Raw genomic sequence first — 14,795 nt, forward strand, 5'->3', positions numbered from 1 at the left:
CAAGCGCTTCGACTTCAAATGCCCCATCGAGGTGATGGGAGAGGTCATGCAAAATGCCATGGCGATGCGGCATGATGCTCCGGCTTCAATTCAATAACCGTGTTGCACTCAGCTCCTGCAACCGCCCTCCATCAGGGACTGAAGGAAAGTGGATATCTCGTTGATAACGCGTCAACGGGAAAGGATGGAATCCATCTAGCAAATCAATTCGACTACGACTTGATCATGCTTGATGTAAATCTTCCAGAAATTGACGGCTGGGGAGTCTTAGAAAGAATACGAAATGAGAACACCGAGACTAAGATAATGATGCTGTCAGCACGAGGGCGTCTGGCTGATAAAGTCAAAGGTTTAGACTTAGGGGCAGACGACTATCTGGTCAAACCATTTGAGTTTCCTGAATTGCTCGCTCGCACCAGGACACTACTTAGGCGGGGTAACAAAGTCGCCATTTCAGATAAGCTCAAGGTAGCGGATCTAGAGCTAGACCCTAGCCGCCATCGCGCCTATCGTGGCGACACGAAGATCAACCTTACCCCAAAGGAGTTCTCCCTACTTCATCTACTCATGAGACATACCGGCGAGGTGCTCTCTCGGACGCAGATTATCTCACTGGTATGGGATATGAACTTTGACTGCGACACGAATGTAGTCGAAGTTTCAATTCGGAGGCTCAGGGCCAAGATCGATGATGCGTTCGAGAATAAGCTGATTCATACCCTACGAGGCGTGGGATACACCCTCGAAGAGCGGGATTAACAAATCACACAAACCACAATGGCTCTACTCCTCAGTAGAGCCATTGCTTAATCACTCACTTGTTATTGCGGCACTGGCCCTGAACAAGATAGCGAATAGTATAAAGCTCGCCCTGTGAGTCCTCGTAGGTCATCAGCTTGCTGACATTTCCGCAGTGACTTATTGTTGGGGTCATGTACACAACCTTCGCCACATCGAGCTTCATGCCGTATTGATAATCAACGGGCTGAGGCGTCGTCTTCCCAGTGCTTGCGGCATAGCGCTCTGCCGCCTGCATACTTTCCTGTTCTATCTCCTGCTTCACTCCATCAGGAAGATCGACAGAAAATGCATTAGCGCTTTGCAGCACAAAAGATGCGACCACAGCAGTCAGGTACTTGATATTCTTCATGGCAATTCCTCATAAGAACTTACGCTACTGTATCTCGCCAGCACTTACTGGAGGATGACGAGATAATTACGATCATGAAACTTATGAAAAATAAAAAAGGCGCCCATCTCTGAGCGCCTAGGATTCACCTCTTCCAAAGGAGCACTAAGCTTCAAAGGTGAATAACATAAGGCCTTGGGACTCCGCCAAGAGCTGACCAAAGCCTTATATGTCCAAGTACAATTGCAGGTCCAATCTATATGACCGCAACTAACAGGAACATGATTGGAAAATGACAAATTTGACAAGTTGGGCATCTGCATTCACAGGTGCCCACACTTAGTCGAAATTTAGAGCACGCTCAGCGGGTACTCGACGATGAGTCGGAATTCGTCGAGATCCGACTCATACTGCGTGGCGCGAGTGTTGGCCTGCCGAATCCGGAACGACATATCCTTGAGCGAACCGGTCTGCACCACATACTTCGCCTCGATGTCACGCTCCCAGCGCTTCTGATTGGTCAAAGGATTTCCCGCATCATCGCGACGCATATAGACGTCGTTTGCATTGGAATAATCCGCATCAGTGCCCTTGCCGTAGCGAGTCATGAACGACAAGCCTGGGATGCCGTAGGCCTGCATGTTCAGGTCGTAGCGCACCATCCAGGAGCGTTCCTTGGGCGAATTGAAATCGGTGTACTGAATGGAGTTGTCGAGGTAGATCGAGTCTGCTTGACGCAGATAGTCGAAATCGTCGTCGCCGTTGTTGCGCTGATGCGACAGAGTGACGGTATGGCCGCCAAACTGGACGCCGACCTTTGCGCTCCAGATGTTGTTGTTGAGTTCTCCCAGGAGCTTCTTACCTTCGTCCTGAGCGTTGTAGTAGTTGAACCCGGCGATCAATGCCACGTCGTCGTTGAGAGGCTGAGTCAGAGAGGTACCGAAGTAATACTGGTCCCAAGCATCCTTCAGTCGGCCGCTGTAAGCGCTTACCTGAACGTTTTCGTTGACGCTGTAGTCGCCACCAAAGTACCCGACCCACGGTGAATCCACGGGGCCGGCGTAAAAGGTGGCAAAGTTGTCGCGCATGTCACTAGAGACAGGCTGGCTCATGGAGTGGAGACGGCCACCCTGCAAAGTCAGCCCTTCAATGCTGCTGTTCTCGAGGGTAATGCCGCGGAAAGACTCTGGAAGGAGACGCGAGTCGCCGAAGTGCACCACAGGCGTGGCTGGAAACACATCACCGACCTTGAGAACGGTATCGAATGCTCGGGCTTTCAGTGCGCCACCGACTTTGGTGTATTCATCACGAGCTTCCCCTTCACTGTTCACAGGAAGGACATCGAACGAACTACGACCACCGTTGCGACCGTCACCAGTATCCAGTTTCAAGCCGATCATAGCGAAGGCGTCAACACCTACACCTACCGCACCCTGAGTGAAGCCTGACTCGAAGTTGGCCATGATTCCGTGAGCTAGTGTCTCGGAATAGCCTGCGCCGCCTGGCGCGTCAGCACCGTTTCGATCGTCGCGATTGAAATAGAAAGTACGGTTCAGGATATCGAAGCTGCTTCCTTCAATGAATCCTTCCTTTTGCTCTTCCGCAAAGGCAACAGAATTCATCCCGCAAATAGCGGTGAAAACAGCAAGCGAAAGCTTAGCTTTGGCGTTCATGATAGCTCCATTGGTTCTGGCAGTTCTTGTGAATAGGGCGGCCAAAGCTAGTTATAGGTATGACGGCCGCGGCTCTATCCTTACTGCCCGGAGCTAACTGCAAGATGATTGAAGAATTACAATTTTGAAAGGTTGAGGGCTTGCCTCCTGGCATTCATCTTCAACTGTTAGAGTTGAAAGCCCCGCCTCAACCCTTTTTAGCAGCGTGCGCCTTCAGGCTTGAGTGGAGTCCGCATAGATCACGACCCAAAGACCTTTCTCTGGGCCGCACGATAGTTTTCTCGCTTTGACTAGATGCAGCAGAAGCAGTAGCGGCGCTCACAGGACCACTGTCCGCCTGACCACCCAACAGCACCATCAACATGAGCAAATTTTCCATTGGTCACACCTATAGGCTCGGCATTCACTGAGTAATGCCGCCGATGCTAAAGGCCATAAAGTGAAAAAATCATGATCTGCTAGCAGACATATCTTGCCATGGCTCTATCGCCATTTGAGCACGGCTATATATCGCCCACCTTACGCTGAAATTACAAATTTGTAGCCTTTCACCACGCCAAGGTCGGGCAGGTTAGACTAGCGCAAGATAACCATATAAATGCTGACGACAATAAATAATAGAGTCAGCATCAGTATATAAAGATGATGAACCTTAGGTAGCTAGCATAAAATGCGAGTACTAGTCGTCGAAGACGAGACGAAAACTGCCGAGTATCTACAGCAAGGTCTTTCAGAGAGCGGATACATTGTTGATAGAGCCAACAATGGCGTAGACGCATTACATCTGTTTAACCACAACACCTATGGCCTTGTCATCTTGGACGTAAACTTACCAAGCATTGACGGGTGGGGTGTATTGGAATCTATTCGCAAGACAAGTCGGGTGCGCATCATGATGCTGACGGGGCGGGGCCGTCTCGCAGACAAACTGAAAGGCCTCGACGGTGGCGCTGATGACTATCTAGTGAAACCATTTGAGTTTCCGGAGCTCTTAGCCCGGGTCCGCTCCCTACTGAGACGGGGCGACCAGATTGTAGAAAGCACCACTCTACAGGTAGGCGACCTTGAGCTAGACGCCGGCCGCCATCGTGCATACCGAGGGAAGCACCGTATCGACCTCACAACCAAGGAATTTGCACTTCTACACTTGCTGATGAGTCGAAACGGCGAGGTCCTTACGCGATCCCAAATTATCTCCCTCGTCTGGGATATGAACTTCGATTGCGACACGAACGTAATCGACGTATCGATTCGACGTCTTCGCGCCAAGATCGATGACCCGTTCGACTCCAAGCTTATTCATACCTTACGTGGCGTTGGTTATGTACTAGAGGACCGGTCATGAAACGAAACAGCCTGGCCGCGCAGCTAGGCCTCAGGGTCGGGCTCATGAGCGTTGCCTTGGTAGCCGCATTCTCGGCTTTTGGCTATTTCATGCTGTCTCAAGGACTCGATCGCATTGCCAAGTCGGCGCTTGAGTCGAAGATGACGAGCTTCTCTCATCACATAGCCGCGTCGACTAGCTTCGAAGACGTTAAGTCGAAGTCCCACATTTTGGTCGACCTGGCCATGGGGCATACCAATCTCTACGTCTACATCGCCAGTCCTAGCCTGCCTGCATCGCCTCTGCTGACAATCGGGGCCCAGGCTGATCGCTTTCAACCAAGTGCTTTTCCATCGAGCAACGAGTTAATACTCAAGGACTGGCAGAGCGAGCCAACCAGCCTGATGCTGACCGGTGCCCAAACCACTCAGCTCAAAGATGGAACGTCCCTGACGGTCTACCTGACAGTAGATCGCTCGTCTGATCAGGAGCTTCTCAGCTCGCTTCTCAAATGGGGCTTTGCTTCGTCTCCACTCATCTTGTTGATAATTTTCATCGTTTCGTGGATTACCGTTCGCCAAGGCCTCAGGCCACTGACTAGCTTCCTGAGAGTCGCTGCCAGCATCTCTACTGACAATCTCGAGCATCGACTACCAACCACAGGACTCCCTAGCGAGCTGCGCCAGCTAGCCGATGGCATCAACTTCATGCTTCATCGCTTGGATAATGGGGTGCAACAGCTATCCCAGTTTTCCGACGATCTTGCGCATGAACTGCGATCACCTATAGCCAACCTCATGGGTAAGGCTCAGGTTGCGCTCTCTCGTGGTAGAACCTCCGAAGAGTACCGAGAAGTATTGGAGTCCTGCACAGAGGAGCTGGATCGAGTCACTCGCATCGTCTCGGACATGTTATTTCTGGCCCAGGTTAGTCATCCTGCTGCTCTTGTGCATTTCGAGCCTGTCTGCCTGCAAGATGAGCTTGAAAGGGTCAAAGATCTCTTCTTACTAACAGCAGAAGAGAAGGATGTTGAAATCTCCGTCACAGGTCGCGGTACCGTCAGAGGCAACCGCTTGATGATCCAGCGAGCAATATCCAACCTACTATCCAACGCCATTAGGTACTGCCCTTCTGGGAGTACGGTTGGAATGCATATTGAGCAGAACTCCTCAGTTGCTCGACTGAGTGTTGGAAATCCTGGATCAGGCATTGCACCTGAACACTTATCCCATCTTTTTGAGCGGTTCTATCGAGTTGATAAGAGCAGAGCTAGGAGCGAAGGAGGGACCGGCCTGGGTCTCGCCATTGTCCGCTCAATTATGAGCCTGCATCAGGGCACGGCAGGCGTCAGTGTCGATCCAGATGGGCGCACCTGTTTTTATTTAGACTTTCAGCTAAAGACCAATGACTAAGGCCACCTCATAAACATCCACAGGCTGCCCAGCCTCGAAATTTATCATGAAGAAAATAATCGTGGTACTTATACTGCTGACCCCACTATCAGCAGACGAATATAAGCAGCCACCAGCAAGTCACTGGTGCTTCCATGATCTGCGCAGATTAGTCATTGAAACAGTTGCGCCTCACAGCTAACCCCACCCTGTAACCTTACAAATTAGTAATTCTTCCGCAATCTTGCTGACAGGTTCAATTGGTTACTCTCAATAGCATTGAAAGCAACCTTTGAACCTCTCTAACAAGGCCTAGCACTGCGACATTCAGAGTTAGGCCCGGTTAGTAGGCAGGCATTTATGTTTAAAAATATATTTATTGATCGCGATCTTGCCAAAGCATTCTCCGTCACTGCACGCTGCGCTTGTTTCCGACAAGCCGCCCGGAGTTTGAATGTACATCCCACATCACTTAGGAAGCAGTTAAGAAATCTCGAAGTAGAGATTGGTGAGCAGCTCCTCCATTACCAAGAGCGCGCCCTACACCTGACCAATGCAGGGACGCTTCTCCATCAAGAACTGGCACGCAGATATGCCGATCTCAACGCCGATGACACCTACGCCGAATTGATTCGAATAGCTGCACCTGAAGCATTGCTGAATGACATCCTTGCACGGAACCTCATCTCGTTTATTCGCCAGCATGGCGGGCTTCGCATAGAGTTCTTGCCACTAGAGGGAACACCCGTAGAGCAAGCCGATGTGATGGTTTGGCTTGCTGAGCAGGAAAGCCCACGGCCAGATCCTGGCTTCGCCATGACAAAACCACACCGGCTTGCCACCATCAGTTTCTACCCACATATCGCCACCAGATACTCTGCCGAGAGTCGGCATCCCACCAGCAGATACGCACTAGATAATTATATGCTGGTTCAGCAACGAACTAATCAATCAGTAGCGGCGTTCAGGCCTTGGAATAAGCTAGTCAGCCAACGTCAGTCCTCCGTTACATTTGCACCAAAACATGAGCTGGTTTGGGACCTAATCAAGAGCTCCGCCTGCATTGGCCTACTCCCTGAATACGCATCCAAACTAGACAAGAAGCTTTTGCCACTGAAAGAAGTCTTTGACGATAAGATTCAGAGAGTGGCCTGGCTGTCTACTACTCCGCTGGCCGCTGCGCGAGAGGATGTACAAAGCGTCGTTGAGCTGATTCTAAATGCATTCGAAGAGCGCAAGGCTTGGTTCGAGTAGCAGCAATAGCCTCAGAAACTCCAGGAAAACCATAAATCCGCAATCATTCTGAAATAATTCAATCCGCACAGAAACAATCACCAACGCCAGGATTCATGCGGGGCCCAGCCCCACTCAAGCCAACTGAAGCAAAAATGTAATCAAATTCCACAAAAACAGTAATCCCGCACTTAGAGCCTTCCTCACGCCAACCAAAACCAAGCGGCATTGAGGAAAAGTGCATGATCAACCCAGCCCGAAAATTTAAACAACTGAACCGAATTACAATTGCGCTCCTGCTTAGCAGCGCAGCAACAGTAGCTAACGCCGGCACTGTAACTACTGACGGTGCTGACCTCGTGATTAAGACCAAAGGAGGTCTTGAGGTTTCCAGCACCGATAAGGAATTCAGCTTCAAGCTTGGCGGTCGCCTCCAAGCCGACTATGGGATGTTTGATGGCTACTACACCCGCAATGGTAACTCCGCAGATGGTGCATACATTCGCAGAGCATTCTTGGAGCTAGGCGGTACCGCTTACAAGGACTGGAAGTACCAAATCAACTACGACATGTCCCGCAACACCGGGAGTGACAGCTCAGGCTACTTCGACGAGGCAAGTGTTACCTACACCGGCTTCAGCCCGGTCAATCTGCGATTTGGCCGCTTTTACACCGACTTCGGCCTAGAGAAAGCCACCAGCTCGAAGTGGACCACTGCTCTTGAGCGCAACCTCGCATACGACACCGCCGAATGGATCAACGACAATTCGGGCTTAGGCGTTCAAGCCTCCTCAGTCATTGGTAGTTCGGTCTTCGTCTCGGGCAGCCTTTTCAGCGAGAACAATAACGATACCGATGGCGACAGCGTAAAACGCTACAACGCTCGCGGGGTATTTGCCCCTCTCAGCGAGCCTGGCAACGTGCTGCACCTCGGCCTGCAGTATGCCTATCGTGATCTACAGGATGCCGCCGTCGATACTCGCATCCGCTCGCGGATGGGCATGCGTGGCGTAGACACTAACGGCGGCAACAGCGCGGGCAGCAACGGCACCCGCTCCCTCTTCGGCGGTGCTACCGCGACTGAGGGCCTGTGGGAAGATGATGCCGTCTGGGGTGTAGAGGGAGCGTGGGCTATGGATGCCTTCTCCGTGCAAGGTGAATATCTGCGCCGCACCCTCAAGGCAGATGCTGCAGCTGAAGACATTCAGGTGAACGGGTACTACGCACAACTTGCCTACACACTCACCGGTGAACCCCGCATCTACAAGCTCGACGGCGCAAAGTTCGACTCTATCAAGCCAGCCAATAAGCAGATCGGTGCCTGGGAGCTGTTCTATCGCTATGACTCCTTCACAGTCGAAGACGACAACTTCACAACGAGTACAGCTGTACGCCAAGTCGGCGATACCGAAGGCAAGACTCATACAGTGGGTGTTAACTGGTACGCGAACGAGGCGGTCAAAGTCAGCGCCAACTACGTAAAAGCCAGCACCGAAAACGTAAACAATGAGGTGGGCGATGACAGCGGCGACGGAGTAGTGATGCGGCTTCAGTACGTCTTCTAAACCACATACCAAGAAACAAAGGGCGCCTTAGCGCCCTTTGTTTCTTTCGCTAGCCGCCATCATGTCGGGTTGCGCTCAGGGCTAGAGCTCAGTGACTCAATGATCCTGCACTCGTCGATCACTCCTCCGCCGCAGCATGACATCAAGCGCTCTAATTCCTGCTCCAGCCCCTGCAGATCGCGTATGCGACTCCTGACTTGTTCCAACTGATTCGCGACCTTGGCATCTACCGACGCACACGAAGCCTGGCGGTGATCCGAAAACCCCAGTAATTGGCGCACATCATCAAGGCTGAATCCCAAGGCGCGAGTGCGGCGAATGAACAGTAGTCGGTCGCGGTCAGCTGCCGTGTACTGTCGATAACCAGAAGAGTTTCTTGAGACGGAAGGCAGCAACCCCAGCTGCTCGTAGTAGCGAATGGTTACCGCTTTAGTGTTGGTCTGGCGAGCCAAATGCCCCACAGTGAAACTCTTCTCGATCATCCCTTGACCTTATAGTCGCTATAATCCTCAGTCTAACAACCGGCTTTCAATGAGGCACATCACCATGACCTGCCACCAATGGCCGGAGGTCGAGAGACCCCGCGCCAACTGCCTTCATCTTGCTGTGAGTGCGCTGCAATGACGGCACAACCATCCCAAGCCACCTGGAATTTATTGCTACTAGCGTTCCTGGTCGCGCTGGTCTCAAGTTTCTCCGCATTGTTCATCGGCGAAGTCATGGGGCAAGCCCCATGCGTGCTGTGCTGGTACCAGCGAGCCTTCATGTTCCCCCTTACAGTAATCCTGGCGATCGCCTGCTATCGATCGGACTTCGCCATCTGGCGCTATGCCCTACCACTATCAGGGATCGGGGCACTTTTGGCGTTTGGCCATACGCTGCTCTACGCGGGGCTAATTCCTCAACCGATCCAACCCTGCACAGCCACCGGACCGTCCTGCTCTGGCGACGCCATGACCATCTTCGGCGCGATACCACTGCCAGGACTGGCGCTTGCCGCCTTTATCTCGATCACTGTTCTGCTCATCATCATTAGCCGGAGAACCACTCCATGAACCGCCGTTCATTGGTCTTGATCATCAGCACGGTGGTCCTTGCCGTCTTTGCTGCCGCCGCTTACCTCTATGCCCCATCGACAGACCCTCTGCAGGCACAAAAACCTGCCGCAGAGACATCGCTGCCAACGAACACAGCTACGTCAAATGCCAGCAACCTGGTCCGGTTCCACTCTCCAATTTTTGGGCCGGCTCAGGCGCCGGTGACCATCGTCGAGTTCTTTGACCCTTCCTGCGAAGCATGCCGAGCCTTCTACCCACACGTGAAGCAGATCCTCGATGACAACCCCAAGGATGTTCGCTTAGTACTGCGCTACGTACTGTTTCACCAAGGCTCTGAGGAGGCAGCGCGCCTGCTAGAGGCTGCCCGAAAGCAAAACCTTTATACGCAGGTACTGGAAGCCGTACTTGAAGCCCAACCTGGTTGGCACGATGACCCAAAAGTTGCAGAAGCCTGGATCGCCGCAGAAAGAGTCGGCCTGGATATTGAGAAAGCCCGTGCAGACATGCACGCACCTGGGGTTGATGCTGTGCTGAAGATGGACATGCAAGACGTTAAAGCAGTTGGTGTTCAAGGTACGCCAACCTTCTTCGTGAATGGACGCCCCCTTGACGAGTTCGGCCCTGAGCCTTTGCGCAAACTGGTTGATAATGAAGTAGCTAAGGCAAGGAAGTAATTCCTATGTCCACCTTGGAAAATCGAGTTCCCCCACCTCTGGTTGCGACTCTTATAGGAGCGCTAATGTGGGGTGTATCGAGCCAACTACCCAGACTAGATGTCTCGCTTGGCCTACGTCTCACAGCAACGTTGGCGGTGCTTCTGCTAGGGATAACGATATGCCTGGCAGGTGTCTGGTCCTTTCATCAAGCTCGCACCACGGTTAACCCACTGCAACCCGAGAGGGCTTCCGCACTAGTCGATGGAGGGATATACCAATACACCCGGAACCCCATGTACCTTGGCTTCGCGATCATTCTCGGGGCGTGGTCAATCTCACTAGCTTCGCCAGTTGCATTGCTTGGGGTAGTTGGATTCGTGTTGTACATGAACCGATTCCAGATTGCCCCCGAGGAAAGAGCTTTGGGGACGCTATTCGGCGAGGACTTCGCCCGCTACAAACTGCAGGTGAGGCGGTGGGTTTGAGTAGAACAGTGGCTGGAGCGACGTTAGCTATTGCCCAGAGTTCATCAGCTCCTGCCCTCACTCATCAAGCTATATCGCTACGCCATAGGTTTTGACACCACCCTGAGCATTATTAAATTTCCGCTACGGCGGTACCGGCCCGGAAGTTTCTACGTCGACGGAAACATAAAGCTCATCGCTCACCATTTCACCCCTTTATTTAGTCCGACCCATTCGGACAGTATGCGGCGAGCTGCATAAGCCGAACACCCACCCCCATGGAGACTTCAGCGTCATGGACAACGCTCGTGATCGTATTACCCAGGAAATTGTTGAGGCCGAAGACCTTAAACTGCTGGAGGCAGTGGATACCTATGGCTACCAATGCCCTGGCTGCCAAACTCACGCCTTCCCGCGCTCCTACTGCGGCCCGGAGAACTTGGTTCGGGCTCACTTTCAACTGCGTGACCCTCACGTCTCAAGTTGTGAGGTGGAGGGCGAAACCAAGGTTATAGCGCAGGGCAAGCGCGGCAGTGTTCAGCAGGAGTTGGAGACCTCGCCAGGTTTATCGCCCGCCCGGCTGCAGCTAATTGAAGACCGTACAATCGTCGATCCTGCGCTTCCTCACACCGAGTCTCAGACACAGAGCGTCAGGCGGTCGGATGGAGCCACTGGCCTGGTGCGCCGAGAGGGACGACGCGCAGCAAACAGTATTCGTCCTATCTGCCGTGCTTTTTTGCGCTTCCCCTTCGATAGGCATCTTTCTTTAGCTATCCCGGGCATTGCCCCAACGACCTATTAAACCGCTTTCAAGAAACTTCGGTCGAAAGGGTTGGGGCCATGTCCTAATGCGCGCGTTTTCTATGGAGAGCTGGCCTGGACGCCAGCCGCTGAATCGCCCGAACACTTGACCATTTCACTCAACGCGGGCGAATGGGAAGAGAAAAAACTAACGCCTTACCAGGTGGTCGTCCTTTGGAGAGAGTGGTCAGCAGCTGCCCGCGGGCGACTGAAAAATGAGCTGGAAATAGCCCGGCAAGAGAACATAAAAGCCAAAAAAGACAAGCAGGCATCTCGCAGTTACCTCTTCTTTGTGGGTGCCCAGGATGCCAAGAACCCTGCAATTTTCCATGTGCTGGATCATCGACTCATTTGCACCGCACATGACGAGCTGGTGTTCCCAGTGCGCAGCTAGGTGCAGATCGGGGCCGCGGAATGCGGTCTTATGGCAGTCCCTCGGGTCAGTTTGAGATGTGTTGTAGCGCACTCAGCTGCCCAGGGAACACTCCTGTGCTCTCGACATAGCGCAATGCAGATTGACCATCGCTCCAGCCTACGTACTGCATCAGCGCTTTGAGATCCCAGCCGCTGCGGGTGGCCCAGGTGGCAAAACCGCGGCGCAGCGAGTGGCTACTGTACAGCTCTGCAGGCAGCCCTGCCGCCTGCAGGACAGCGCGCATGAGTGGGACAACGCTATTTGGGTGCAAACCCTGCTCACTTAAGTGCCCCCAGCGATCAACTCCACGGAAGACCGGACCACGCGCAATGCTCGCCAGGCTAATCCAGTCGACGTAGGCCTGTACCGGGCACAGCCTGGCCAACGCCGGTGCGCTAAAGGTCTGGCCTTGGTTGTCCCGGTCACCTTTGCTCCAGGGTAGGAACAGTTGCATGCCCTCCCCGGGCCTTACCTGGATGTGCTCGACCTGCAGGCGGCACAACTCATCACTGCGGAACGCCCGCCAGAAGCCAATCAGAATCAGCGCGCGGTCGCGGCAACAGCGCAGCAACCGTGGCCAGTCGTCTTCCGCTCGTGCCCTCCCCTCGGCTTGCTCCAGCCACCCCACGCACTGTTCAAGTTGGCGTAACTGCAACGGCTCGGCCTGCTTCTCCTGACGTGGGTGCAGCGTCCGAATGCCCTTGAGTATCTGACGAACCAGCGGGGTCTTGGTCGGATCCGGGAAGCCCTGGCTGACATGCCACTGCGCCAAGGCCGCCAGGCGCAGCTTGAGGGTGTTGCTGGACAGCGTGGCGGCGTGATCGACCAGGTAGCGCACGATGGCATCGCTGGTCGCCGGCAGAAAGCCGCCCCAGCTCACCTCAAAGTGCTCGAGCGCTTGCTGGTAGCTGCGCCGAGTGTTGGCGCGGGTACCGGCTTGCAGGTAGCGCTCAATGTCCTGGCTCATCTGGGTATATCCCCTTGGTGTACCGGTGAGCGACTGCCCAACGACGAAAATGCCGCATCACCTTGGATAATTCGTGATTATTTTATCTGACAGACAGTCAGAATTCTCATTTTAATTTTTCGATAATCAGTATGTAATTACGTGGTACGTAATCCAATACGAAATCGTAGGAGCAAGCCATGGCCCGCGGCGGCATCAATAAGGCACTGGTACAAAAGGCCTACCAGACGATCTTGGCTCGAGGCAGCAACCCAAGCATCGACGCGATACGAGTTGAGCTTGGAAATACGGGTTCGAAGACCACCATTCACCGGTATCTCAAAGAGCTCGAAGACGGCTCCGGCGGGGACGGCGCTCCCCTCCCCCTCAATGAACAATTGGCCAATCTGGTAAGGCAGCTTTCCGACCAACTCAAGGCAGATGCGCAGGCTTCTGTAGCCAAAGAACGCGAGCATTTAGGGCAAGAACGGAGCCGCCACCAGGCGCTAACTCAGCAGGCAGAAGCACGTTCGCTTCAGTTGGAAGGTCAATGCAAAGAGCTTTCAGACCAGCTCAAAGCTAACCAGCAAGCCCTCTCGTCCGAGCAACAGCTACGCCAGGAGAATGAAGTTGAGCTCGCACGCTTGGCCCAGGCCAACCTAGACTTGGAAAGACGAGTACAAGATCGTGATGGCCAGATAAGTTCTCTCGAGGACAAGCATCAGCATGCCCGGGACGCCTTAGAGCACTATCGCCAAGCTAACAAAGAGCAGCGCGAGCAGGAGCAGCGCCGGCACGAGTCACAGGTACAACAGCTGCAACTAGAACTGCGGCAGCTAAAACAGACTTTGATTGTCAAACAGGATGAGCTGACCCATCTAAATCGCGACAATGCGCGCCTGCTTGCCGAGGCGAGGCAGCAACGGAAAGATCAGCATGCGCAGCAACAGCTTCTCGCTCAGAGTACTCAAGCCCTGAAGGTGGCCGAGAGCACATTGGCCGGTACTGAGCGCACCAATGTAGCCTTGGAGGAACGCTGTCATGCCTTGCAAGAGGAAGTGACCCGGCTTGGTGACGTCACCCAGGATCAGTCACAGAAAGCAGAGAGCCTGAATGCCCGCCTGGCGGAAGCAATCGCACAATTGAAATTGGTTGAGCAGACCAGCGGTATCGCAAACAACTCCTGATCCCCCACACTAGAGCAGAAGCTGAGTGGAGGTTGCTATGACACTACCCTACGAACGCACCCGCTCAGTGGTGCAGACTCAGGAATTTCTCACCAGGCTCACACGTGACACTGCCCTACCGGAATCCATTCGCGATGAAGCCCGTCATCTGCTGCGCCACTATCCGAGCAAGCATGAAGTACTACAGGCCGGCCTGAATGAAGAGCAATCTCCACGTGGCATACTTTCCCAGCCCGTCTTCAGCTCGAAGATGGACCGCTGAACAGCCGGCACCACCATGTCTGCGGCCGCACCGCATACGGATCAGGCCGAAATGCCCTATTCAATCGCATGAGTTACCAACTACATAGCACCCAAGCCAGCTTCTTGACGCTAGCACTTAAATGAGAATGTGGGCGTGGTGGATCAAGTTCACGTTATTGCAGAGAATTATATGGTAACTAAACTTAGCTTTTCTCACCAAGAATCGCTCTGACTCGGTAACATATTGATAGATTTGACCCGCCCCGCACTCTGACTCACGAGGATCAAAGTTACGCACAAATTCAACGCCCATACCGCGAGTTGTTGAGAAATTCTCAATCATATTCGTAAGAATTCCACCACCAGCGCAAATTCGAATCTCAGCACTGGACTCAGAATCGATCAGAAGTTTTATTTCGCCTAAAATTTTGAGAAATAGCGCCTCGTAGAAGCCATCATCAACACTGACTAGCCACGGGTGAACCATTGCGAGCCGTTTAATATGAGCAAACCCAAGTGCCCCAACTGGCTCTTCGCTTAAATTATCCCCGTGACGGAATCTGAGTCTAAGCCGAAAATAACTGGGCGGTTGCAGGAGCTGAGTGCAACACGGTTATTGAATTGAAGCCGGAGCATCATGCCGCATCGCCATGGCATTTTGCATGACCTCTCCCATCACCTCGATGGGGCATTTGAAGTCGAAGCGCTTG

The 14,795-nt window shown here is 53.2% G+C and carries 16 protein-coding genes; 12 read left to right on the plus strand and 4 right to left on the minus strand.

Features of this window, described 5'->3' with window-relative positions:
- Window positions 1-93 precede the first annotated feature (93 nt).
- Complete coding sequence (locus DMX10_RS30010) at window positions 94-759, plus strand: heavy metal response regulator transcription factor (RefSeq protein WP_111264534.1); 666 nt, start codon at window positions 94-96, stop codon at window positions 757-759.
- 55 nt (window positions 760-814) lie between these two features.
- On the opposite strand, the gene DMX10_RS30015 is transcribed toward DMX10_RS30010, so the two are convergent.
- Both DMX10_RS30015 and DMX10_RS30020 read right to left on the minus strand, forming a co-directional pair.
- Complete coding sequence (locus DMX10_RS30015; RefSeq protein ID WP_021221963.1) at window positions 815-1,150, minus strand: DUF2790 domain-containing protein; 336 nt, start codon at window positions 1,148-1,150, stop codon at window positions 815-817.
- Window positions 1,151-1,479: 329 nt separating this feature from the next.
- Complete coding sequence (locus DMX10_RS30020) at window positions 1,480-2,802, minus strand: OprD family porin (protein WP_111264535.1); 1,323 nt, start codon at window positions 2,800-2,802, stop codon at window positions 1,480-1,482.
- 670 nt (window positions 2,803-3,472) lie between these two features.
- On the opposite strand from DMX10_RS30020, the gene DMX10_RS30025 reads away from it, so the two are divergent.
- The 4 genes from DMX10_RS30025 (at window position 3,473) to DMX10_RS30040 (ending at window position 8,315) form a co-directional block, all read left to right on the plus strand.
- Window positions 3,473-4,147 (plus strand): heavy metal response regulator transcription factor, encoded by a 675-nt coding sequence (locus DMX10_RS30025; protein WP_031288711.1) that lies wholly within the window; start codon window positions 3,473-3,475, stop codon window positions 4,145-4,147.
- Entirely contained in the window at window positions 4,144-5,538 is a 1,395-nt protein-coding gene (locus DMX10_RS30030) for a heavy metal sensor histidine kinase (protein ID WP_021221966.1), read from the plus strand. The genes DMX10_RS30025 and DMX10_RS30030 overlap by 4 nt, the downstream gene beginning before the upstream one ends.
- A 339-nt stretch (window positions 5,539-5,877) precedes the next feature.
- Window positions 5,878-6,771 (plus strand): LysR family transcriptional regulator, encoded by an 894-nt coding sequence (locus DMX10_RS30035; RefSeq protein ID WP_081672372.1) that lies wholly within the window; start codon window positions 5,878-5,880, stop codon window positions 6,769-6,771.
- A gap of 221 nt (window positions 6,772-6,992) precedes the next feature.
- On the plus strand, window positions 6,993-8,315 hold the full coding sequence (locus DMX10_RS30040) for an OprO/OprP family phosphate-selective porin (RefSeq protein ID WP_021221967.1): 1,323 nt from the start codon (window positions 6,993-6,995) through the stop codon (window positions 8,313-8,315).
- A gap of 59 nt (window positions 8,316-8,374) precedes the next feature.
- Here DMX10_RS30040 and DMX10_RS30045 read toward each other — a convergent pair whose 3' ends face one another.
- A complete protein-coding gene (locus DMX10_RS30045; RefSeq protein ID WP_021221968.1) occupies window positions 8,375-8,797 on the minus strand; it encodes a helix-turn-helix domain-containing protein in 423 nt (140 codons plus the stop codon).
- Between the two features lie 138 nt (window positions 8,798-8,935).
- Here DMX10_RS30045 and DMX10_RS30050 point away from each other — a divergent pair, with 138 nt between their 5' ends.
- The 5 genes from DMX10_RS30050 (at window position 8,936) to DMX10_RS32875 (ending at window position 11,688) form a co-directional block, all read left to right on the plus strand.
- Window positions 8,936-9,370, plus strand: coding sequence for a disulfide bond formation protein B (locus tag DMX10_RS30050; RefSeq protein WP_031288715.1), 435 nt, complete (start codon window positions 8,936-8,938; stop codon window positions 9,368-9,370).
- A complete protein-coding gene (locus DMX10_RS30055; RefSeq protein ID WP_021221970.1) occupies window positions 9,367-10,047 on the plus strand; it encodes a thioredoxin domain-containing protein in 681 nt (226 codons plus the stop codon). The genes DMX10_RS30050 and DMX10_RS30055 overlap by 4 nt, the downstream gene beginning before the upstream one ends.
- Window positions 10,048-10,052: 5 nt before the next feature.
- Window positions 10,053-10,514: an isoprenylcysteine carboxylmethyltransferase family protein gene (locus DMX10_RS30060; RefSeq protein ID WP_031288716.1), complete on the plus strand. Its 462-nt coding sequence runs from the start codon at window positions 10,053-10,055 to the stop codon at window positions 10,512-10,514.
- 274 nt (window positions 10,515-10,788) lie between these two features.
- Entirely contained in the window at window positions 10,789-11,295 is a 507-nt protein-coding gene (locus DMX10_RS32665; RefSeq protein WP_146603080.1) for a hypothetical protein, read from the plus strand.
- A gap of 105 nt (window positions 11,296-11,400) precedes the next feature.
- On the plus strand, window positions 11,401-11,688 hold the full coding sequence (locus DMX10_RS32875) for a hypothetical protein (RefSeq protein WP_158545638.1): 288 nt from the start codon (window positions 11,401-11,403) through the stop codon (window positions 11,686-11,688).
- A 46-nt stretch (window positions 11,689-11,734) separates the two neighbouring features.
- On the opposite strand, the gene DMX10_RS30065 is transcribed toward DMX10_RS32875, so the two are convergent.
- Window positions 11,735-12,676 carry a site-specific integrase gene (locus DMX10_RS30065; protein WP_021221974.1) on the minus strand — a complete coding sequence of 314 codons (942 nt, stop codon included), beginning with the start codon at window positions 12,674-12,676 and terminating at the stop codon, window positions 11,735-11,737.
- Window positions 12,677-12,855: 179 nt separating this feature from the next.
- Between DMX10_RS30065 and DMX10_RS30070 the strand changes: the two genes are divergently transcribed.
- Together DMX10_RS30070 and DMX10_RS30075 are read left to right on the plus strand one after the other, a co-directional pair.
- A complete protein-coding gene (locus DMX10_RS30070) occupies window positions 12,856-13,842 on the plus strand; it encodes a DNA-binding protein (RefSeq protein ID WP_021221975.1) in 987 nt (328 codons plus the stop codon).
- A 37-nt stretch (window positions 13,843-13,879) separates the two neighbouring features.
- Complete coding sequence (locus tag DMX10_RS30075; protein ID WP_051241909.1) at window positions 13,880-14,104, plus strand: BPSL0761 family protein; 225 nt, start codon at window positions 13,880-13,882, stop codon at window positions 14,102-14,104.
- The last annotated feature ends 691 nt before the right edge of the window (window positions 14,105-14,795 follow it).

The organism is Pseudomonas sp. 57B-090624 (assembly GCF_003234055.1).
In the GTDB taxonomy this organism is placed as follows: domain Bacteria; phylum Pseudomonadota; class Gammaproteobacteria; order Pseudomonadales; family Pseudomonadaceae; genus Metapseudomonas; species Metapseudomonas tohonis.